Source organism: Nostoc sp., assembly GCF_036917535.1.
Classification (GTDB): domain Bacteria; phylum Cyanobacteriota; class Cyanobacteriia; order Cyanobacteriales; family Nostocaceae; genus Nostoc.
The window spans coordinates 164,119-186,555 of record NZ_JBALDA010000014.1 but is presented as its reverse complement, the minus strand read 5'-3'; the positions used below and the strand labels follow the sequence as shown (position 1 = coordinate 186,555).

The following is a 22,437-nucleotide window of genomic DNA, read 5'->3' as shown; positions in this document are numbered from 1 at the left end:
TTAGATCATTAGATTTTGCTTGCAAGGAACAGTTGTAGACTGAGAGGAAGATTTTCTTAAAGTCATAGTCAGGAAGGTACAGATGACAGTTCGTGCTTTTTTTGAAGCTGCTAAAGTTGAGGGTGTCCAGTCACCTTACGATACCATTCACCTGAAAATTCTCTATCCAGCACAGATACCGGATCAACTAGAAAAAAGTACCAAAATTGAGCCAGCTAATCCAGAAAACGCACCTTTTCCAGTAGTGATTTTATTCAACGGCTTTAACTGTGATGCTCAACAATACCAATGGCTGGCGGTTAAACTCGCTGAACGTGGATTGGTAGTGGTTCTGTTTAATTGGATTACCGAAAGCCTACTAGGCGTAATTAGCCTCACACCTGGGATTGATTTGGAAAAGATGAAACCCACAATTTATCGTACTGCTCCCACAGCTTCGGCTTTGCCAGCACTTTTAGCTAAACTCGAACAGTTACAAAATCAGGGAATTTTAGCAGGAATGCTGGATTTACAACGGATCATTCTCGGTGGACACTCTGCAGGTGGTATGGTATCTATGGAAAATGCTGACCCTCAGTTTTTCCCTGAAGTTGCTGCATCTTTTGCTTATGGCGCAAGTAGCACAGGATTTACAATCATCGGGTATGAACCAGGAACCATCTTACCTTTACCAGATTCCCTACCACTTCTACTGATGGGAGGAACTGAGGATGCTAACACCCCAGTCATCCGTACATTCCAAGAAGCAATTACTGGGGGACGAAATGACACCTATCTGGTAATTTTAGAAGGAGCAAATCACTATTCGATAGTTGATGAGCCAGACTCCACTACAGTTAGACCCTCTCTCGACTTAGAAGCTACTCAATCCCAAGAAAACTTGCGTTTGGTGATGAGTGAAATTATTGGTCTGTTTATTGACACTCATGTTCGCCATCAACCAGAAGCATCGCAGTCGCTTGAGCAATTATTAAATACTGCCAATCCTCTGATAAAATCCTTTGAGCGTAAATAGTTAAGTTTGTTATGACAAGTGCATCTTATATTTTTCTAGTTGGAGCAAGTCGCGGTGTTGGTCGAGAAATTGCTCAATATCTCACAGCGCAACAGCTAAAAGTCAAAGCACTCCTGAGAACGGCAGCAGTTGCTAGTGAACTAGAAGCAATGGGTATTGAAGTAGTTCAGGGAGATGCCTTGAATCTTGGCGATATAGAACGCGCAATGGTAACAGATGCACCTATTCACGCCGTTATCAGTACAATTGGCGGTTTACCATCAGATGTAGAAAGGCCGGATTACCCTGGTAATAGAAATCTGATCGACGCAGCAGTTAAAGCTGGAGTGCAAAAGTTTATTCTTGTATCTTCCATTGGTGCTGGCAATAGTGTTGTTGCTGCCTCACCCCAAGTTTTAGAGGTACTAGGAAAAGTTTTAGCTGAGAAAGACAAAGCTGAACAACACTTAATTGCCAGTGGACTCACTTATACAATCATCCGTCCTGGTGGACTCAAGTCAGAACTAGCAACGGGTAATGGCGTTTTAACCGAAGATCCGCAGATTATTGGTAGCATCAATCGTGCAGATGTCGCCCAGTTAGTTGTTCGCAGTTTAAATAGCCAACATGCCAATAATAAAATTTTGTCAGCGGTAGATCGAAATATGCTGTTTGGGCAAAGAGAATTTGCAGAATTTAGTTTGGATTAATGCCCCTATAGCTTCTTCTCAATGCCCAATGCCTTTTAGATCAACTTGTCAGGTGTAATGGGTAAATCACGGATGCGCTTACCTGTGGCATGGTAAACTGCATTGGCGATCGCAGCTGAAACACCTGTGATCCCAATTTCGCCTACACCTCGTACACCTGCTGGGTTGAAGTTGAGGTCAGGTTCGCCGACGAAGGCCACCTGAATGCGAGGAATATCTGCATGGGCTGGGAAGTGATAGGTAGCAAGGTCATAAACTACGGGGTAGCCAATGTTTGGATCAACTTGGCACTCCTCCATTAAGGCTTGCCCAATACCCATGATCACGCCACCACGTACTTGACTGGCTGCTGTCTTCGAGTTGATCACTCGCCCGATATCCATCACTGACACCCAGCGCGTCACCTGCAAACGTCCGATTTCTTCATCCACGCTGACTTCGCAAAAATGTGCGCCCCAAGATTGGAACGCCCATTCCTTGGTTTCATCGCCAGGAGCAGAGGATGCTGTAGCCTCAATTGCTGCCTGACCGGACTGACTCAGAGTTGCAAACGCCTCCTGTGCAGTCTTAGCATTAGCAGTTTTCAGAACTTGCTGACAAGCTGACATGACTGCCGGGACGAGAGATGCTGTCATCATGGAACCACCCGCCATGCCTCCATCTGGTAGCAAGGAGTCGCCCAACTCTACATGTATCTGTTCGATGGGTAGCCCCAATGCGTCTGCTGCTGTGGCTGCAACAACGGTATATGCGCCAGTGCCCATGTCATTCCCAGAGGTGAGAAGATAGGCAGTACCATCTGGTAGCAGCCGTACCTTGACTGATGCTTTCCCCCGCCTGCCAGGGTAGGTTGCTGCCGCCATCCCCCAACCAACGAGTTTACCATCGCGTGTCAAAGAACGCGGCTGTTTTGGTCTGTCTTTCCAGCCAAATTGCTCCGCACCCAAGAGCAAACAGTCAGCAAAATGTTTGGCTGAGAATGGCTGACCTTGGCGCTGGTGTTCTTTAGCTGCGTTTTTTAGGCGCAGTTCCACCGGGTCAATCTTTAGCATCCAGGCCAGTTCGTCCATCGCTGACTCTAATGCCCACATCCCAGGATTCTCTCCTGGGGCGCGCATGAATGTTGGTGTACCGATGTTCAGCACCGCTAGTTCCTGCTTCAGTTGCAAATTCGGCGCTGTGTACATAACTGGCGCGACCGAGGTACAGGGTTCTGCAAAGACATCCACTGGTGAAGTACAGGATTTAACCTCATGGGCGATCGCAGTTAAACTACCATCAGCAGTTGCTCCCAGACGAATAGTTTGCTCGGTTTCGGAGCGGTGTCCGGCGTTCGCTGTCATTTGCCGTCGGCTGAGGACGACTCTGAGAGGACGCTGAAGTTCACGGGCAGCCGCAGCACAGAGAATACCGTGGGGCCAGGGAAAGGCTTTAGAGCCGAAAGCTCCACCCAAAAAAGGTGTGACGACACGAACCTGTTCAGTTGCGAGTCCAAAGAGTTGTGCATAGGTGCGCTGGATTGCCGACACCCACTGGGACGGTTCGTAAACAGTGAGTGAGTTTGCATCTTGCCAGTGGGCAATGATCGCATGGGGTTCCATCGGCGCGTGCATTTCGGTGGAAGTCTTGTAGGTGGCTGTAAGTTTCGTTGTTGCACTCGCCACCCCTGCCGCAAAATTCCCCTTTTCAAACTTTAGCTCTTGACCCATCTGCGGTGGAGCCTCCTTGAAGGTGGCTTTTGCAGCTTCCACGACTGGCTTTTGGCTTGTGTATTCTACCTTCACCAAATGCGCCGCATCACGCGCTCGCTCGAAGGTGTCTGCTACTACCAAGCCGATAATTTGTCCTGCATAGTAAATTTTGTCATCTGACAACGGCAGACGGGCCTCGTAGATTTTCGAGGTCATAAAGTCGTTGGCTGGCATAAACACTTTCGGCGAGTTTTTATGTGTGAAAACATCTATCACACCCACTGCCTTTTCTGCCGCACTAATGTCGATGCTTTTAATTTGCCCATTGGCAATGCTGGCGGTAACAAGATAACCGTGAACCAGACCTGGAATTTCATGTTCTGCGGCGTAGGTTGCCGTGCCCATAACCTTTGCCCGTCCATCCTTGCGGTTGACGGCAGTCCCAATTACTTTGTTCATACTACGCCTCCTCCTTTGGCTGATACCGCGAGTGCGCGACGAATTGCCCGCTTTGCCAAGTCAACTTTGAAACTGTTATGAGTTAATGGTTTAGCTTCTTGAAGTGCAATTTCTGCCGCCTGTTGAAACGTTGCAGTATTGGCACTCTTGCCAAGCAAAAACTTTTCTGCTTCCTTTGAGCGCCAAGGTTTATGGGCTACGCCACCCATTGCCAAGCGCACATTCTGAATCTGCCCACCCGCTAAATCAACCGCAGCTGCCACAGAGACTAATGCAAAGGCATAGGAAGTGCGATCGCGTAACTTTAAGTAAACCCCTGATTTGGCAAACGGCACTGGGGGCAGAATCACAGAGCTAATCAACTCACCTGGCTCTAAGTTTGTATCTCGCTGGGGAGTGTCCCCTGGTAGTCGGTGAAAGTCTGTCAATGGTATTTGCCGCTTACCCTTGGGGCCTTCCACAACAACAACAGCATCTAGAGCCGCAAGAGGGACACACATATCCGAGGGTTGAACTGCCACGCATTGGTCACTGGCTCCAAGGATGGCGTGCATCCGATTGATGCCTGTTGCTGCCGGACAGCCGCTTCCCGGTTGCCGTTTGTTGCAAGGGAAGGCTGTATCGTAGTAGTAGGGACAGCGAGTGCGTTGCAGTAGGTTGCCCCCTACGGTTGCCATATTGCGGATTTGCTGAGACGCACCAGAAAGAATCGCTCGGGACAGGATTGGATAATCGCGGCGAACATCAGCATGGTCTGCCACTGCTGTGTTAGTTACCAGCGCTCCAAGGCTCAGACCACCCTCACTTGTCCGTTCAATGCGCTTCATCTCTAATCGAGAGATGTCGATAAGTTGGGATGGCTCATCTAGGAAAACTTTCAGACGGTCAACCAAATTCGTACCGCCCGCAATCAATATCGCATTTTGGTCATTCGTTGCCCGTTGAACCGCATCTTTCACAGAGGTAGCACGGGTGTAAGTGAAGTTGTTCATCTGAGCATCTCCTGGGGTTCATTGACCATCATATCTGCGGCTGAAGAAGGTGGTTTTTGTCCCGTTACCTGCTGGACTGCTGCCACAATGCCGTTGTAAGCGCTACATCGACAGAGATTACCACTCAGTCGCTCCTTGATTTCAGCTTCAGAGAGTTCAGCTAACTGCGGGGGAAGAGTTAAATCTGGCGTGACAACGCTGGCACAGCCGCGTTTGACTTCATCAAGTAAGGCAACAGAAGCACAAATCTGCCCTGGGGTACAATAGCCGCACTGGAAGCCATCGTTGTCAATAAATGCTGCTTGCACTGGATGGAGAGTATCACCCTTGGCCAGCCCTTCAATAGTGACGATCGCCTTGTCTTCCTGCATTACTGCTAGAGCCAAGCAGGAATAAACTCGCTCACCATCGATCAGAACAGTACAAGCCCCACACTGTCCGTGATCGCATCCCTTTTTGCTGCCCACTAGCCCCAGGCGATCGCGCAGGGCATCCAAGAGTGTGACACGCGGCTCAAGGTCGAGGGTTTGCTGCTCACCGTTAACAGTAAGTTTCACGTTTATCTCACCTGGGTTACTTTGGCTAGCGTCCTTTGCTATCGTTGCCTGATTGAGTGATGAGGAAGTGGCTATAGCTGTTCCAGCAGTCAGTACTTGTCCCAAAAAACCGGGTTGGGATGTTATTTCTGCCCTTGTTTTGTCTTCCATAATTCATACTTCTAAATTGAATAATGCGGTAATTCTGAGAACTTAGGGATATGCATAGCTATTTAGTATTGTGTACATAATTTAAGGTTGAGTGCAGGTAAGAGTCTGGGTAAATAACGAAAAAATCAGACAAAGTACGCTCTCCCAAATAGCTGGATCATCTTGTCAGCCGTGGATTTGGCATAATATTGCTGTTTGTCCCACCTCTATTCACTAGAGCGATCGTTCACTCAGTATTTCTTAACAAAACGAAATATTTTGTACTGGGTTCAAATGTCTATTTGAGGCTAAGTTCTCAGTTTTAGTTTTTAGGTGATGTTTACGACGTGGCAAAAGAAGTAAATCTGGCGTTGCAGAACAGTGGGATGAATTTGGGCAAGCTCTTGAGGCAGGGGGTAATACAGTTCAGTTAAGGAAATTTATCTGTTAAGGCAGGGGGAGCAGGGGAGAAAAAAAGGCTTAACTGAACGGTATTGAGGCAGGGGGAGAGATGAGCCTTAGTTACTAAATCATCCCGCAAAGGGAGCAACGCCATAAATCTCAATTTTAAGCACGCCACCGGAGTATTTGACTTTTGACAGGATTGACAAATTCTCGTCTTTCAGCCACAGACCGAGCATACTCCCGCTTTAACTGGTAATACCACAGCGCCTGCATATCTGAGTCCTTAATCAGCCGGAGCACAGGATTATATTTCAAACCAATCTGTTGCTTTTCCACTACCGTTCGGTCTTGACCAATGAAAGTCCGCGCCAGCACATGCATCAGTGGCTTAAAAAATCCCAGCCAAGGGAGTGTCCAGTAAAGAGCAAAAGTTACCTCTGTTTCTGTGTCTGAAATCGGTGTAACTGCCGTTAAATTAACGACTCGATTATTATTAATAGTGGTTTCTTCAATTCTGACTCCAGGTAAACGAAAAGAAATCTCCGTTTCCGGGACACCACCGCCAATCAGCCAGTATAATCGACCCCCATTCGCTGGTACTCGGTGTCGTGGGATCGTAAAGCCGTAGGGCGAAGCATCGAATTGCTTTACTTCCTCATGCAATTGCTCATTTCGCCACCACCAAGCGCGATGAACATAAGGTGAATGAGCAGGGTCCATCAGACCGACTACCGCATGATCTATAAAACAAGGGAATTTTACCACCTCTACAAACTGGTGCGATCGCTCATCAAACCCTGGAATTATCGGAATTTCCATCTCAGAAGCAGGTTGAGGGTTATCGCGATCGGGCATATATATCCAGATATTTCCTTGGGCTTCGCGAACACTATATGACTGCACATCAAAGCGACTCAAATCCATTTGCTGCTCCTCTACAAGAGAAGGTATCGCAGTACAGCGCCCAGCAGAGTTAAAACGCCAACCGTGATAACAGCATTCAACTTCCTGCCCATTGAATCTCCCACAACTCAAAGGCACACCACGATGAGGACAAATGTCCGTCATTGCAGACACTTTGCCATCCTGGCTACGAACTAACAGCACCGGTTCTCCTAAGAAAATGCGGCTGATCATCATACCTGGCTTGATTTGATTGCTGGGCAAAGCATAGTACCAAGCATTACGTAGTACAAAATTATCGTTATTTTTCATAACTTAATAGTATCTGCCTTTGACACAACGAAAGTCCTGGTTTGTGGAAAGGAAGGTTATGTAAGAAAACATTCTTTCAGGTTTTAAATTACTATAGATAAATTAAACTGATACATTTATTGATCGTGTTCGTAATTTTCTCAGATTTAGGTTGTTCTGGGAGAACTGCGGGTGTGAAGTTGCATTATTCGCCAGAAATTTGTACAAATACCGTTCTTTTTCGCGGGCCATCTAACTCAAAAAACAATACAGATTGCCAGGTTCCCAAAGCTAATTTACCATCCACAATCGGAATTATCTCACTCGTAGTCAGCATCATTGCCATCAAATGAGAATGAGCATTAATCGGCTCATCTTCCGCGACATCTCTTAAATGTAAATCATTATGCAAATAACTGTCTGACTCAGGTGCTAGTTTTTGCAAGAACACTTTTATATCTTCTAATAATCTGACTTCATTTTCGTTGATAGCTAATGCTGTTGTCGTATGTCGAGAAAATACTAAAGCTTGTCCATTTTTAATTGATGTTGAGGCAATAAAATCTTGAATTTGTGGGGTAATATTATGAATATTAATTTTTGGCTCAGTTTCAATTTCAATTAACTTATTAATAATTGACATCTGTTGAATTTTATATTTTGGATTACAGACGAGGTACGTGAAGGAGGCAGGAGGCAGGAGGCAGGAATCAGATGACTCTTAACTCTTAACTATAGTTTCTAAACCTTGCACTAATCTCTCTATACCTTCTTTTACTGTCTCTTTTTGCAGCGCCCCATAAGCAACGCGTAGGTAGCATCCGTCATCCATGCCAAAGGTTGTACCTGGAATAACTGCTACTTTATGTTCCTGAATCAGTCTTTTGACTAACTCAAAAGCATCTATCTGAGTATGAACTTTGAGGAAAAAATAGAAAGCGCCATTGGCAGGAATAATGCTACATAAGCTTTGTAGACGGTTAAGGGAATCTAATACTAGTTGGCGTACTTGAGCAATAGCTCCTATATTACTCTTCAAATACTCATCTTTTGCCTGCAATGCTCCTAAAGCTGCATATTGAGAAATGACTGGCGGACAAATCAAAATTGTATCCTGGACTTTTTTAACAGCGACAAGCAAGTGTTTGGGAATCACCATGTAGCCAATGCGCCAACTGGCAAAACCGTATGCTTTGGAAAGGCTATAGAGAGAAATGGTGTACTCGCTATTATTAGCAAATGCACCAGGTGAAATGTGTTTTATCCCGTTATAAGTAAAGTATTCATAAGCTTCATCGCTGATATGATAAATACTGCGATCACCACAAATTTGATTTACTTGGCGCAATGCGGCTTTAGAATAGACAACTCCAGTCGGATTATTTGGTGAAATTGTCACCACAGCCCGTGTTTTAGGAGTAATTGCTTGAGCGATCGCATCTGGCCGTAGTTGGTAATTTTCATCTGTCGCCACTAATACCGGACGACAACCAGCCATTGCGATCGCCATTTCCTGATTGAAATAGTAGGGCGTATTCAGAATAATTTCGTCGCCTGGGTTAGTGATAGCAAGAATGGCATTCATAAATCCCATATTGCTCCCTGCTGTGACGACGATACAGTTTTCCTCGTTGATTTCAATGCCGTTGAAGGCTTGCAATTTTCCTGCAAGTGCTGTCAGCAATGGGGGAATTCCCTCAACTGATTTGTATAAATTATTTGCGGGTTCGGCTAAGAATTTGGCTAAAAATTCTATAGCTTCATGTGGTGGATTGTAAGAAACAACACCTTGTCCTAGAGAGATAGTTCCAGGAGAGTTTTTAATCAGTTCCCCAACCACAGGAATAATTGGCGATTGTACCGCCTGCATACGAGAGGTTAGGGATTCCATATTTTCTTGCCTATGTACCTGCCTTTAGTATCTCTTAATTAGGTGAACAACCAACTAATACCAATTCAAAATTCAAAATTCAAAATTCAAAATTAAGAAAGCCAGACAGAACAAAGGTATGTCCGTATGTATCTGTCGCATTCTTTTTTAAACTGGTATAATACAGCACGTTGAAAATAAACTACCCATTCCAAATTAATGATATGTTTACTTGTTACCATCTCAATTCCCGAAGTAAAAATAATTACTGTACAAAATAGGAAGTCAGTACTGCCATCAGCAACACTGACTCCTTATTTTGTAGTAAATTGAACTATGTAAGATTGGAATTTTTAGTCAATCGAAATCTGCTGAGGGCCAGTGGCTTTGCCGTTATATGCATCCGTTGTGGTGCTGCTGGTGTAACTATTTGAGCGTATCTGTTTATCTAGCCAGCTTTTAACTGGATCGTCTGCAAGATTGAGTCGAAGCACACCAGAGAAAAACCCACCTACAAATGAGACTGGATGGCGAGTAAATTCTCTGAATATAGGTGACAATTCATCAATGAACATAAAAAGACTCCTGGCACTGCCGTAAAAAATTATTACTTCTTAATTGATCGTAACGTGTTAAAGGATTGGGCATGGGGCATGGAGCATTGGGCATTGGGCATAGGGTATGGAGAAGAGACAAGCTAGACAAGGTAGACAAGGAAGAGGGGGGAGACAAGGAAGAGATTTATTTAATAATTCCCCCTTGTCCCCCTTGTCTCCCCTGCTCCCCTGCTCTCTCACCCCCAATCCCCCGTCATTTCGCGTTACGAGCTTGGTTGCTGATCGGGAAACATACACTTATCAGAATCACAACCACTAGGGCCAGCCTCTGTCATTTCGCCTAGATCGTAGCGGCTTAGTACTGCACAAAAATCATCTGTTTTGCGCCGCGCTTTCACCTCTTGAGTTAAGCGATCGTAAGTTGATTTATTGATTGGCTCAAATGGCAAACGTGGGAATGATTGCAAATCGTCAAAACGTGCTAAAAGAGCTGCTGAAATATATCCTTCATCATTCTGGATGGTTTCGTAAATGCGCTGACCCAAAGGCTCGATTTCATCAGAGCGAAGTTCCAAAGTGGCTGATGTGTTGTGAGTCACATACCAACGTTGAACCTGGAGGACAAAATCAAATTGGGCTAAGACTGAAAATTTAGAAACATCAATTTCATCAGCCCCTGGTAAATCAGCCCAAGTCACAGAAACAGGGATTTCCACTAGCCATTCACTCACCCTTTGATCAAAGGGATCGTTAAGCAAATTGCCCTGTTCATCTTTGTCTGATTGAGAGGGAATGACGTTGTAACCATAGTCAATACAAGCTAAGGCTACTGGGTCATTTTTGCCGAAGGTGATCCGGCGAATGAATCTTTGGGCTTTGGGAGGATGCCACCCTGAACTAGCATTAGTTAATAAAGCTTTAGTGCCACTAGGTTGGACTGTGGTGCAACGATTTGGGCGCTTGAGATTGTGGCGATCGCAATAATCCCAAATCACCCGATGTACAATATCTCTCCAAGAACTGAGGTATTTCTCTTCCTCACGCTTGAAAGCTAATCCTTGTGGAGTTGCAGGTCTTCCTGCTTCCCACCAGCGCAGCCAATCAACACCAAAAGCATGGACAAAGAAATCAAATAAACCTGTAAAAGAAACTCCCACAATTGGGTCTAATTCACGGCTGTATTGATAGCGTGGTTCCAAGAATTTATGATTTAAAAGTGCTGCTACAGATAGTGCCCCAGCAGTGAAAGCCTCCTCTTGTTCTTTGTAATTATGTGGGTCGATTTGATTGAGGTGAACCTCAGACAAATTGCAGTGGAAGTTACTACCGATGATTTCCTTTGTTTGTTACCCTAGAGGCTTTTTATCCCCTAGTTCTACTGCTTGATTATTTGCAGTAGCTCCGCGTACATTTTGCAGATGTGACACCCCCTTTAGGGAAGTCAAAGGTCAAAGTTCAAATTGGCTTTTGACTTTTGACTTGTTACATCTGCCCCCGCACTCTTGGAGAGATTATATTCTAGACACTAATTTTCGATTTAATCTAGTTTCACTCTCTACGCTGTACGGTGTCAAAGGCTTTTTACTTCCTTTGATTACCACGGGATTAGCATCTCAGCTTTCCCCGTTTTTGCGAGGTTTTTAACGTGAGGCAAAATCAATTACCACACGGATTTAAACCGTAGCGAGCTAAACGATGTTCTAGCTCATTAGCATTAAGATTTGGATAACGTTGTTTTAACCACTCTTTTGCTGTTCCTTGTTCATAAGCTTGCAAAAAATTAACTTTCAGAGCATGTGTTGGCAGCAGATCAATGTTTGATCGCGCTACGGCTTCACCAGCCCATTGAATCGCTCCCTCTCCGCTGTAATATTGTTTGCGAACAGCACCAACACATTCTTCTAAGGTTGGCTTGCGGTGAAAAACTCTGGTATGATTGGCCATTCTTAGAGCATCACGCTCTGGATCAATTCGCCAGTTGCCATTTTCATCTTGCTGCCATAAATTATCTTTGGCGGTGGCTGCTAGGCGATCGCCAGAATCAAACTGACGCATCCCCGCACTTCTTCTAATATTGCCTGCAACAATTGTGACAGCAGCTTGATCGATTAATAGACAGCATTCAACTGAATTTAATTGTCGTCCTACAGCTTTATTCAAAATAGATGCACAACACTGATAAAGTCCGGGTAATTTTACAGGATTAGCAACTCCTCCAAAGCCGTTGAGAGTTTCTCCTGATTTGCGAACATCGCTGATATCAACTAATACTTCAACTTCTGCTGAAAATTGTTCATCAGTAGAGAGCTCTAATAGGGCTTGATACGATTCAACCCAACCTTCACGACTATCTCCAACGTGAATAATGACTTTATTGCCTTCTATATGGGTTTCAGTATATTCACGCCGCTGTTGGACAGGAGTGCTGCCAATTTCGCCTTGGACAGTGACATTCAGTTGATTGCGAATTGGAGGCAACTGATTAATAAATTGTGGTTCTAAGACGGCTCCAGTACCACAGCCCATCATTGCCAGATCCATCATTAAGCCGAAGGTACGCCAGTCTTCGAGATTGGTAGAGGTACAATTATAAGCCCCGGAAAAGTTCTTTGGCTTGTTTATCCAGTCTGTACCACCAACCCATAGCCAGCGCCCACTGGGCATAGCTTTCAAGTTGCGCTGCATCTTATCCAATATGACAGTTTCTTCTGGAGTTAGCTTTCCCAACTCGACTAAGCCAAGTAGAGTGCGATCGCATACTTCATCCCATGTTTCCCTTAGTCCCGCCTTTGTACGGCGGCTATAAGTTCTAAAAAATACGGGATTAGCAGCCGGTGCCGTTTCTGGAAACCTTGCACTCTGTCGTATTCTTTCGAGATTCTGAACCATATATCAAGTGTCTTGCGTGCGGACAGATTATGACTATACGCCAAGTAGTTTTAGTATTAAAGATTGTCAAATTGTCCACTTTACGCTAGCTCTACCTGGACTAATTACAACAGAAATTTATGATGTATAATGTCCCTCACCCCTGAGTGGGAAACATTATATTTAGTTTTAATTAGCACATATTCAGCTATAAGTAAATTATTTCTGTATGGTATGGACTCCCTTACATGCAAAAATACATCGCACAATTAGATCGCGCCACTTATTTGAGCGTAACCAGCGGCTATTAGTGGCTGTCTCCGGCGGACAAGATTCTTTATGTTTAATAAAATTACTTTTAGATTTACAATCCAAATGGGGATGGTATTTGGGTATCGCTCACTGCGATCATCGCTGGCGTTCTGACTCCGAAGCTAATGCTAACCACGTCGAAAACTTAGCTAAAACTTGGGGTATATCTTTTTATTTAGAAACAGCGAATAAAGCGATAAACAGTGAAGCTGCTGCACGCGATTGGCGCTATCAAGCTTTAAGTGCGATCGCTCAGGTAAATAATTATCAATATATAGTTACAGGACACACCGCCAGCGATCGCGCCGAAACTCTCCTCTATAATTTAATTCGCGGTACTGGTGCTGATGGTTTACAAGCCCTAACTTGGCAACGCCCTCTAAGTACAGGCATTATGCTAGTGCGTCCACTTTTAGAAATTACTCGAATACAAACAGAGCGATTTTGTCAAGAATTTAAATTACCAATTTGGGAAGATTCCACCAATCAAAATTTGCAATACGCCCGCAACCGCATTCGCCAAAATTTGATACCATATTTGCAAGATAATTTCAACCCCCAAGTAGAATCAGCCTTAGCCCAAACAGCAGAACTTTTACAAGCCGAAGTGGAATATTTGGAAAATGCTGCCCAGGAGTTGCGGGATGAGGCATGGGACATCGGACATGAAGAAGATTTTCTTACTCCTTTTCTTCCTTTGAGGTTAAATCGTCGGGTATTGCAGAAAGCACCATTGGCGTTGCAGCGTCGCGTGATGCGTCAGGTATTGCAGCAAATACTGACTGATGCGCCCAGTTTTGAACACATCGAAAAATTAACGGCTTTAATTATAGCGCCCAACCGATCGCAAACCGATCCATTTCCTGGTGGTGCGATCGCTCAAGTAGAAGGCGACTGGATTTGTTTGAAATAGTTATTTAAAGGCTTTTTGTGATCGGGGACGATGCACATTATTAGTTTTTGAATCTTAAGAGAATATGTAGAAAACCATTCAGATTGTCAAGAAGCATTAAGCAATTGGTATAAGGTTGCCACTAAAGCGAAATGGTCAAATTTAGTTGAAGTACAGCAGGTTTTTCCTAAAGCTGAAGCTGTTGGTAATTTTACAGTTTTCAATATTAAAGGAAATAAATATCGCTTGATTGTTAGTATAGATTATGAAGGGCAGTTAATTTATATTAAATATATCCTCAACCATGCGGAATATGATAAGGAGAACTGGAAAAATGACCCTTACTTTTAATCCAGATAAATACAAGGAATTATTAACAGCTTATCTTCCCAAACTTATAAGAAGTGAAGCTGAAAATGAGCAAGCTTTAGAGATAGTGGAAGATTTAATGCACCGTAAACGCACCCCAGAAGAAGACGAACTTTATCAGTTATTAATTACTTTAATTGAAAAATTTGAGCAAGAATATTATCAGCCAAACCAGCAAAATAGTTCTTTATCGATGTTGCTATTTATTTGAGAAGAATTTAAGAAAAGTAGAGATGATTTAGTATCAGTTTTAGGGGCAGAAGATTTAGTTGATAATATTTTAAATGGACAAGAAAAAATAACTACAGAACAAGCGCGTAAGCTGGGAGAGTTTTTTCATTTAGAATCTAGTTTGTTTATGGAATAACTAAGCTCATAGTTCGTAGTTGGGTTTTAGCCCGAAAAAAATAAGTTAGGGCTAATACCTGATCGCAAACTGATTAATTTTCTGGTGGTGCGATCGCGCAAGTCAACGGACACACTGCCGAAAAATGAAATCATAGATATTATTACCACAATTGCTGTTTACAAGTTTTCTTCGTTGAGTAGAGAGGAAGTGAAAGCTATGCTGGGATTGACTTTAGAGCAAACAAGAGTTTATCAGGAAGCGAAAGCTGAGGGTCGAGAAGAACGGGAAGCTGAAATGTTGAAAGTTACTGTCCCCCTGTTACTAAAAACAGGGATGAGTGTAGAACTCATTGCTCAACAACTCAATGTTGATATAGAAGCCGTCCGGCTTGCTGCACAAGAGAACACGTAGAAGTAAGCGCACGCGAGATCGCTGTTTACCAGCTTATCTACAGGTCTTATACCAATTTGAAAAATGATTGCGACAGATGGATTCATGCAACCCAGATGCAGAAGGCAATTCTCAATCCAAAATCCAAAATGGTCTCAGTTACTACCTTCAGCATTGGGCACTTGTTAAGACGCTAACAATTCTGGTTGAAGCATTAAACTTTGGAGAGTATGACGCAACTGAGCGATCGCTTGGACTTGATAATCACCAATTTCTTGGAATTGATCCAGAGATTCTCCAATTATTTGCAGCTTTTGTCGTAATCCATCTAGAGAATCCTGAATCGGTTGTAGTGCTTCTTGATAAAGATTCACTCGACCACAGGATTCAGCACTTGTTCTCCTTAGGAATAGTAAATTTTCCTCAATCGCTTTCAGTTCTTGGCGCTTTTCATCTAGATCGTGAATTTGATTGTTAATCATTCCTTGATTTAGCTCAACACCAGAACGAATCTGTTCAATTTCACGTTCCAGCTTTTGGATTTCCTGTGAATATTGTTGTCGCTGGGTTTCAATTTGTAACAGAATCGGTTCTAAATTAATTTTGTTGTTACTTTCTTCTTCAGTAACAGCACGTCCTTGCCGCCGTAGCAGTACAGTTTGATGTTGCTTGAGAAACTTCTGGTGCTGTAGCATATTGCGGCGTTGTCCCACCAAACTGGAATTTAGCATCTGATAAAGGTCTTTTTCATCAGTTAGTTCTAGTTCCAAATTAATGTGGTCATGGTCAGATGCGTGATTTAATTTAGTTTGAAGTTCTTCTATAGCTTCTTGTTTATATTTCAGTTCTTGTTCTTGATCGTGAACAAAGCTAGCGTCGATTTCTAACTTATGCTGCAAGTCTTGCACTATCTTTTGTAGTTCTTCTAAAGGCATTTTATTCAAAGCCTCCACATCAGCTTGCTTACCGAGAAATACATCATTAGATGTTGCAGCTAAAGAGTGCATCTGTTGATATAACTCTTCGGCATTTCGTAACTGCTCTTTGACGAGCCGAGCATACTCTTGCTTGCTGGTAAGGTCTGCTGTATTTATTTGTAATTGAGCTGTTTGCTGAACTAGAGAATTTTGTGCTTCTTGCAATGCATTTTGGCGATCACTAAAAGTTTGTGATAAGCGCTCAACTTCTTCTTGCTGTTGGGCGATCGCACTTTTATGCTCCTCCAGTTTTTGCCAGTGCGGGGTCAGAGTCGCTTGCTGTTTTTCGACCAATTCAAAGGCTAGATGCAGATGTTCTCTAACTGTTCCCGTAGGAGTAACACGACTAGACAAGCGATCGAATAACTCACTCATTACTCGACTTTGCTCCTCATCCAAAACCGTCCCTTGTTGAAAATCCGCTTGGCGTTCTTCTAGGCGACGCTGCTCACCCCGTAAATGCTCCCAAGCGCCTTCCAACTCTTGGCGATTGCGCTCAATTTCTCCTTGTAATCGTTCAATTTCCTGGCGGGAGGTGTCAACTTCCTGTTTTTGCTCCTCTAGATGTTGTACCTCATCCTCCAATTGCTGCAACTGTTCTGCTCGCACCTCCATGTCCATTTCACGGCGATTCAACTCTTGCGCCTGAAATGTTAGTGATTGTTTCCACTGATCGATCTCATCTTCCTTAAGCTTAAATTTCTCCAACTGGCGGGAAAAATTCTGCAAAATGTTGACGAGTGGACGCCCTGCTTCTTGAATTCGCTGCACTTGACGATTCGGATTCAGTTCAACCAATACCAAAGCGCCATCATTTAATTTGCTTGCGTCCTCAGCAGCAATCACCTCTTCCGACACAGTACTCCAATTCTGGTCAGTTCGCTGACAAGCTAGCAGTTTCAGTTCGGTTTTCGCACCGCCACTAAGTAAACCACCTTTCTGTTTTTGTACTTCTGCTAAATACAGCACACCGTTAGTCCTTTATTGATGCACTTAAAGTTCGTGTTATGAGATATACCTTAAATAATTCTGTTAACTTGTTTTACTGAACCAGGGTTTAGAAAAACAAGACAGACAAAACTATAGACGCAAAATGTTACGTCTTGATACTTATAGAAGCGATCTGGTCGCGCCTTTATATTTTGTACTGATGACAGTGATGATGACTTCCGTGTTAACACTAGCTTTGTCCAAAGTGTATTACGAAAGATAAAGGTTTATAGCTTAATGTATTCCTTAATCACAATCAAAATAGAGTAAAAATCTTTTCAATACTCCATAATCAATACTTAAAGAAGAAGTCATAATTCAAAATTTAAAATTCAGCAATACATAAGGAGTACTTTTTAGCTAAATGCAGGGAAATTTAAATGAAATTGATATTTGCAGTATTCTGCAATTGATTGAATTGGGACAGCGAACTGGGCAACTATGGGTGGAAGCTTATAGCTCTCACCATAACAATAAACTGGGCAAAGATGGAGCAAACATTTATCGCCCTAAACAACAGTCTTGGTTCGTTTTTTTCCTTAATGGTCAAATTATCTATTGCCAAGAAGGAGAGAGTAGTTTATCCAGAATTAGCGATTATTTACGTCATTATCAAGTTGAAATGCGACTCACAGACAAACAAATTGCCTCCCTACCACCAACTGACGCGCCAGAGTATGCCTATCTTTGGGCACTCTTGGAGCGGAATATCATCAACCCAAAGATAGCTGGTAGTATCATTTACGGTTTGGTGCATGAAACTCTCTTTGACCTGCTGAGTTTGCGCCAAGGTAACTTCATTTTCCATCAGGGTGCGGCACTTGTTCCGCAATTAAACACTTTTGAGATTGCTCCATTTGTGACAAAAATTACCAAGCAGCTGCAACAGTGGAAGCAACTCTATCCACACATTCAGTCTCCAGAACAATTGCCAGTGCTATCTGACAAAGTTCAGCTACAATCTTCTTTACCAGAAGCAACCGTGAATAAGCTACAACATTGGGCTGATGGTAAAACATCCTTGCGACAACTAGCTCGCCATCTCAACCGAGACATTTTGACCGTCGCTAAGGCAATATACCCTTATGTGCAACAAAGTTGGATACAGCTAGTATATTCAGATACTAACAACCCAGACATACACACGGACAGCTGGGAATTGAAGAAAAAACTGATGAAGCGGATAGTATGTATTGACGATGCGATCGCCATCGGTGAGACTATAAATTCCATCTTACAACCACAAGGTTATGAAGCGATCGCTCTTACTAATCCCTTAGAGGCAATGAGTCTGGTTTTTCAACTCAAACCGGATTTAATTTTATGCGACATTGCGATGTCGGAATTGGAAGGATACGAGGTTTGCGCCATGCTGCGACATTCAACAGCATTTCGGCTCACGCCGATTATCATGCTTACTGGGAAAGATGGGTTTATGGATCGAGTCAAAGCTAAGATGGTGGGGGCAACAGATTATTTAACAAAACCGTTTACAGACACTGAGTTACTGATGCTCGTAGAGAAATATATCAACAATCAATGAAAATTGGGCATTGGGGAGCCAGCGCTGTGGGCGGGTTTCCCGACTTGAGGCGACTGGCGTCATTGGGGATGGGGCATTAATTATTTTTCCCTCATCTCTGGAGTTTATGGGGCATATAAAGAGATCAAAGATTTGTTGATCTACTAAAAGATGAGTAAAAAGATGTTATCACAGAGTCAGTTAACTGAGTGAAACGTCAATCTCCGGGAAAATAGTGAAGACATAAAATTAATTTATACAGTTAATCCTTGCGGAGGAATCAGGGAATGTTCCAATTAGGAACGTCTAAATCAGGAGGTAAATAGACACTTATGAGCACAGTTCTGATTGTGGAAGACAGTATAGCGCAAAGGGAGATGATTACAGACCTCCTGAAAGCAACTGGCCTAACAGTTACCCATGCTAGTGATGGATTAGAGGCATTAGAGGCAATTCAAACAGCACCTCCAGATTTAGTGGTATTAGATATTGTCATGCCCCGAATGAACGGCTACGAAGTTTGTCGGCGGTTAAAATCCGATCCAAAAACCCAAAATGTCCCAGTGGTTATGTGTTCTTCTAAAGGTGAAGAATTTGATCGCTATTGGGGCATGAAGCAGGGTGCAGACGCTTACATAGCCAAACCGTTTCAACCAACCGAGTTGGTAGGAACAGTCAAACAACTGCTGCGAGGATAAGGATAAAAACAACATGGTCAGCAAACCGGACTTTTTAAGTGGCAGCGGTCAAGACCACTTTCGACCAGAATTACAAGTAGAAAGTCCTGAAGGTGAGTTACATTTGAGGTTTTACATTCCCTCGCATCAGGAGTTTGCGCTACAAGCAACTGGCATCCGAGAGGTAATAGAACTAAGTCCTGATAGAATCACCCCAATTCCTAATGCTTCTCCTTTACTTTTGGGTACTCTAAATTTACGAGGTCGAGTTATTTGGGTGGCTGATTTGGGTCAATTTCTGGGGGAAGCAGGTGCGTTAAACACGGATAGGGCTGAAATTTCGGTGATTGCTATTGAAGAGCAAGACACAATAGTCGGTTTAGCAGTAGAGGAAATCGGTGGCATGGACTGGTTAGATGTCCAGAATCTGATGCCACCAACTAGTGTTCCAGATACGATGGCTCCCTTTTTACGTGGAGAGTGGCCATTAGGTGCTAAAAGCAATCAGTGTCTACGACTGCTCGATCAAATGGCAATTGTACGGAGTGCTAGGTGGGCAGGATGAAATTGGAGGAGGAAATGGCAGCAAGTATTGATAATTACGAGCCAACATATCAACAGGCGATGACCGCCTATATTCAAAGAAATTATGAGGTTGCGGCCACTTTAGTTGACCAAGTGGTGCAAAATTTACCAGATGACCCTAATACCCATTTGTTGCGGGGTCACATCTACTATGTTTTACAGCAGTACGATGTAGCAAAAGAAGAATATCAACAGGTATTAGGCTTGACTAACGATCAAGAAATTATTGGTTTTGCCAAGAATGGAATTGACAATATTAATCAATATTTACAGTCATTCGGTGGGCAGATCGATCCATTAGAAAATCAAGAGGAAATAGATTCCTCAGAGATACCTGATGTACTGGCATATAACGAACCAGAATTAGAAAATTTGAGCGCTAATCAGGAGTTTGACAGCGATAACCTTGATTTGAACTTTTTTGGAGAGCATCAAGAAAGTGTAAATGGTCTTGAAGAGATATCTTCAAAAAATCCATTTGATATACCCACAGAAGATAGTATTGGAATAAAAAAAATATCAGATTCTTCTACACCTTTTGGTGATGACCCTTTTGCCATAAATGAAGAATCAGAAGAAGAGTCAAATAAAAACTGGGAGAAGAACACAGAATTATTAGAGTTGCCTGCTTTTTGGCAGGAAGGTATCTCAGAAGAAATTCGGGAAGAATCAGCAAATAGTCAATTCTCAGATAATGAGATAAATTATCCTCACGTAAATTCAACTATTGACAATAGTAACTCTTCATCTTCTAATTCACAAACTGGTAATAACGAGAATAATTTCCCCGATTTATTGAGTGAGCCAAAGTCTCTAGAGCAGAATATGGGAAATTTAGAATATAAAAAATCTCGTTTTGGAGACGAAACTTTACTGATTGTTGCAGAAGAACTGAGAAATGATTCGTCAACAACCAAGAAATCAGAATACGGCAGTCAAGATAACTTGTCCGAAACCGAATCACATAATTTCTTAAAATCAACAGATTTGGAAGTAGAATCAGATTCTAAATCGAATGTGTCTGAAGATTATTCATCTTTTAATAGCAATTTACCTCGGAAAGAAAAGCAGGCTAAATCAGGTGAATTCATTACTCAGAATAACTTTGATGATGATAATTTTGATATGGAAGCATTTGAGTCTGCCTTTGGCTCAGATGGTTTAAACTCTTATGAAGATTCAAGCAATATACTAAATGGAGAAAACTCTAAGAGCAATATCGAGTTTTTAGACGACTTTGAGGAATTTGACGATTTAGGAAATATTCCAGGGTTTGACCTGATCGAAGGGGATTCAAACTTCGGTAATGCCGCAATGCATTCTGCTCCAGCAGAAACTAGTGACACTGGACGCATTCAAAGCGCGGAGGCTTTTTTAAGTAATGCACCTCCTAGCGATCGCGAAGAGGAACTGTTCTCAATGACTGGTTCCCATGAAGCTGTTCCAGTCTTTACCCAAACAGATGTCTCGAAACTAGAACCCAACGTCAGTATCGAACAAGGATGGTTAGCACCATTAGAAAATGCTTCCATCGAACGGAAACAATGGCTAATTGCTGGAAGTGTGGGCATTGTCTCAGCGCTGGTTGTAGCCATAGTTAGCTTTGTCGCTACCACGTTTTCGCCACCCCAACAGCGAGAATCAGTAAGAAACACAGGTTGGGCAATGTCACTAGCAGCAGGGATTGCAGGTTTTGCTACCGCAGGCTTCATGGGAAATCTGGCGCTTAAACAAATTCGGCGCACAACTGATGACCTCCAAGCTCAGTTTGAAGCTGTACGTCAAGGAAATCTGAATGCTCAAGCCACAGTGTTTTCCGAAGATGAATTGGGGCGTTTATCCACTGGCTTTAATGAAATGGCGCGGGTAATTTTCACAACCACAAGTGAAGCCCAACGCAAAGCCGATGAACAAGAGGAAGCCAAAGAAAACCTTCAACGTCAGGTGATTCGGCTCTTGGATGATGTGGAAGGAGCTGCTAGAGGCGATTTAACAGTCCAAGCGGAAGTGACAGCTGACGTACTGGGAGCCGTAGCCGACGCCTTTAACCTGACAATTCAAAACCTGCGGGATATTGTCCAACAGGTAAAAGTGGCGGCGAAGGATGTAACAAAAGGTGCAACCAACTCCGAAACCTTTGCGAGAGCTTTATCTAGTGATGCTTTGCGGCAAGCAGAAGAGTTAGCAGTAACGCTGAATTCTGTACAAGTGATGACCGACTCGATTCAGCGGGTAGCAGAGGCGGCGCGGGAAGCCGAAACCGTTGCGCGTGATGCTAGTATGATCGCCTTGAAAGGTGGCGAAGCAGTAGAAAATACCGTAGCAGGGATTTTAGAAATTCGAGAAACCGTTGCTGAAACCACTCGCAAAGTGAAGCGATTGGCGGAATCTTCTCAAGAAATTTCTAAAATTGTGGCGTTGATTTCTCAAATTGCTTCGAGAACAAACTTGTTAGCACTCAATGCTAGTATTGAAGCGGCAAGAGCCGGAGAAGCTGGACGTGGGTTTGCGATCGTTGCAGATGAAGTGCGCCAGCTAGCAGATAAATCTGCTAAATCCCTGAAAGAAATTGAGCAAATTGTGATGCAAATCCAAAGCGAAACAGGCTCAGTAATGACCGCGATGGAAGAAGGCACACAACAAGTAATTAAAGGTACGAAATTGGCAGAAGATGCCAAGCGATCGCTCGAAAACATTATTCAAGTGGCGAATCGCATCGATATTCTTGTGCGCTCCATTACCAGCGACACTGTGGAACAAACGGAAACTTCCCGCGCCGTTGCTCATGTAATGCAATCAGTAGAACTGACCGCCCAAGAAACTTCCCAGGAAGCACAGCGAGTTTCAGGTGCCCTACAACACTTAGTAGGTGTATCCCGTGACTTGATCGCCTCCGTTGAACGTTTCCGAGTGGAAACTATGGAAACCAGATAAATTGTCATTTGTCC

Annotated in this window: 18 protein-coding genes and 2 pseudogenes; 10 read left to right on the top strand and 10 right to left on the bottom strand. The window is 43.3% G+C overall.

Annotation, left to right across the window (positions count from 1 at the left end; genetic code table 11):
• Positions 1-82: 82 nt before the first annotated feature.
• Positions 83-1,015 (top strand): alpha/beta hydrolase family protein, encoded by a 933-nt coding sequence (locus tag V7K56_RS04490; RefSeq protein WP_334907987.1) that lies wholly within the window; start codon positions 83-85, stop codon positions 1,013-1,015.
• Positions 1,016-1,026: 11 nt separating this feature from the next.
• Positions 1,027-1,704: an SDR family oxidoreductase gene (locus tag V7K56_RS04485; RefSeq protein WP_334907985.1), complete on the top strand. Its 678-nt coding sequence runs from the start codon at positions 1,027-1,029 to the stop codon at positions 1,702-1,704.
• Between the two features lie 35 nt (positions 1,705-1,739).
• Here V7K56_RS04485 and V7K56_RS04480 read toward each other — a convergent pair whose 3' ends face one another.
• The 9 genes and pseudogenes from V7K56_RS04480 to nrdJ (V7K56_RS04440) all read right to left on the bottom strand — a co-directional run.
• Entirely contained in the window at positions 1,740-3,854 is a 2,115-nt protein-coding gene (locus tag V7K56_RS04480; protein ID WP_334907983.1) for a xanthine dehydrogenase family protein molybdopterin-binding subunit, read from the bottom strand.
• Positions 3,851-4,846 carry an FAD binding domain-containing protein gene (locus tag V7K56_RS04475; protein ID WP_334907981.1) on the bottom strand — a complete coding sequence of 332 codons (996 nt, stop codon included), beginning with the start codon at positions 4,844-4,846 and terminating at the stop codon, positions 3,851-3,853. The genes V7K56_RS04480 and V7K56_RS04475 overlap by 4 nt, the downstream gene beginning before the upstream one ends.
• Positions 4,843-5,553 (bottom strand): 2Fe-2S iron-sulfur cluster-binding protein, encoded by a 711-nt coding sequence (locus V7K56_RS04470; protein ID WP_334907979.1) that lies wholly within the window; start codon positions 5,551-5,553, stop codon positions 4,843-4,845. The genes V7K56_RS04475 and V7K56_RS04470 overlap by 4 nt, the downstream gene beginning before the upstream one ends.
• A 546-nt stretch (positions 5,554-6,099) precedes the next feature.
• Positions 6,100-7,152 carry an aromatic ring-hydroxylating dioxygenase subunit alpha gene (locus tag V7K56_RS04465; RefSeq protein ID WP_334907977.1) on the bottom strand — a complete coding sequence of 351 codons (1,053 nt, stop codon included), beginning with the start codon at positions 7,150-7,152 and terminating at the stop codon, positions 6,100-6,102.
• A gap of 184 nt (positions 7,153-7,336) precedes the next feature.
• Positions 7,337-7,774: a secondary thiamine-phosphate synthase enzyme YjbQ gene (locus V7K56_RS04460; RefSeq protein ID WP_334907975.1), complete on the bottom strand. Its 438-nt coding sequence runs from the start codon at positions 7,772-7,774 to the stop codon at positions 7,337-7,339.
• Between the two features lie 78 nt (positions 7,775-7,852).
• The gene (locus tag V7K56_RS04455) at positions 7,853-9,022 is read right to left on the bottom strand and encodes a pyridoxal phosphate-dependent aminotransferase (RefSeq protein ID WP_334907973.1); all 1,170 of its coding nucleotides are present in this window, start codon (positions 9,020-9,022) and stop codon (positions 7,853-7,855) included.
• 332 nt (positions 9,023-9,354) lie between these two features.
• Positions 9,355-9,576, bottom strand: a complete 222-nt coding sequence (locus tag V7K56_RS04450) for a hypothetical protein (RefSeq protein ID WP_334907971.1) — start codon at positions 9,574-9,576, stop codon at positions 9,355-9,357.
• Between the two features lie 245 nt (positions 9,577-9,821).
• A pseudogene (gene nrdJ, locus V7K56_RS04445) lies at positions 9,822-10,895 on the bottom strand (ribonucleoside-triphosphate reductase, adenosylcobalamin-dependent); the annotation flags it as partial.
• Between the two features lie 325 nt (positions 10,896-11,220).
• Positions 11,221-12,447 (bottom strand): annotated as a pseudogene (gene nrdJ, locus V7K56_RS04440) (ribonucleoside-triphosphate reductase, adenosylcobalamin-dependent); the annotation flags it as partial.
• Between the two features lie 208 nt (positions 12,448-12,655).
• Between nrdJ (V7K56_RS04440) and tilS the strand changes: the two are divergent.
• The 4 genes from tilS to V7K56_RS04420 all read left to right on the top strand — a co-directional run bounded on the left by tilS (position 12,656) and on the right by V7K56_RS04420 (position 14,759).
• On the top strand, positions 12,656-13,651 hold the full coding sequence (tilS, locus tag V7K56_RS04435) for a tRNA lysidine(34) synthetase TilS (RefSeq protein ID WP_334907969.1): 996 nt from the start codon (positions 12,656-12,658) through the stop codon (positions 13,649-13,651).
• A 51-nt stretch (positions 13,652-13,702) separates the two neighbouring features.
• A complete protein-coding gene (locus V7K56_RS04430; protein WP_334908051.1) occupies positions 13,703-13,981 on the top strand; it encodes a type II toxin-antitoxin system HigB family toxin in 279 nt (92 codons plus the stop codon).
• Positions 13,965-14,210, top strand: coding sequence for a hypothetical protein (locus V7K56_RS04425; RefSeq protein ID WP_334907967.1), 246 nt, complete (start codon positions 13,965-13,967; stop codon positions 14,208-14,210). Before V7K56_RS04430 ends, V7K56_RS04425 begins: the two co-directional genes overlap by 17 nt.
• 210 nt (positions 14,211-14,420) lie before the next feature.
• Positions 14,421-14,759, top strand: coding sequence for a DUF2887 domain-containing protein (locus V7K56_RS04420; protein ID WP_442939911.1), 339 nt, complete (start codon positions 14,421-14,423; stop codon positions 14,757-14,759).
• A gap of 164 nt (positions 14,760-14,923) precedes the next feature.
• Here V7K56_RS04420 and hmpF read toward each other — a convergent pair whose 3' ends face one another.
• Complete coding sequence (gene hmpF / locus V7K56_RS04415; protein WP_334907965.1) at positions 14,924-16,684, bottom strand: pilus motility taxis protein HmpF; 1,761 nt, start codon at positions 16,682-16,684, stop codon at positions 14,924-14,926.
• 385 nt (positions 16,685-17,069) lie between these two features.
• On the opposite strand from hmpF, the gene V7K56_RS04410 reads away from it, so the two are divergent.
• From V7K56_RS04410 to V7K56_RS04395, 4 genes are all read left to right on the top strand, one after another.
• Positions 17,070-18,248, top strand: coding sequence for a response regulator (locus V7K56_RS04410; protein WP_334907963.1), 1,179 nt, complete (start codon positions 17,070-17,072; stop codon positions 18,246-18,248).
• A 311-nt stretch (positions 18,249-18,559) separates the two neighbouring features.
• The gene (locus tag V7K56_RS04405) at positions 18,560-18,925 is read left to right on the top strand and encodes a response regulator transcription factor (protein ID WP_334907961.1); all 366 of its coding nucleotides are present in this window, start codon (positions 18,560-18,562) and stop codon (positions 18,923-18,925) included.
• A gap of 13 nt (positions 18,926-18,938) precedes the next feature.
• Complete coding sequence (locus tag V7K56_RS04400) at positions 18,939-19,469, top strand: chemotaxis protein CheW (protein WP_334907958.1); 531 nt, start codon at positions 18,939-18,941, stop codon at positions 19,467-19,469.
• Positions 19,470-19,483: 14 nt separating this feature from the next.
• Positions 19,484-22,423, top strand: coding sequence for a methyl-accepting chemotaxis protein (locus tag V7K56_RS04395; RefSeq protein WP_334907956.1), 2,940 nt, complete (start codon positions 19,484-19,486; stop codon positions 22,421-22,423).
• The last annotated feature ends 14 nt before the right edge of the window (positions 22,424-22,437 follow it).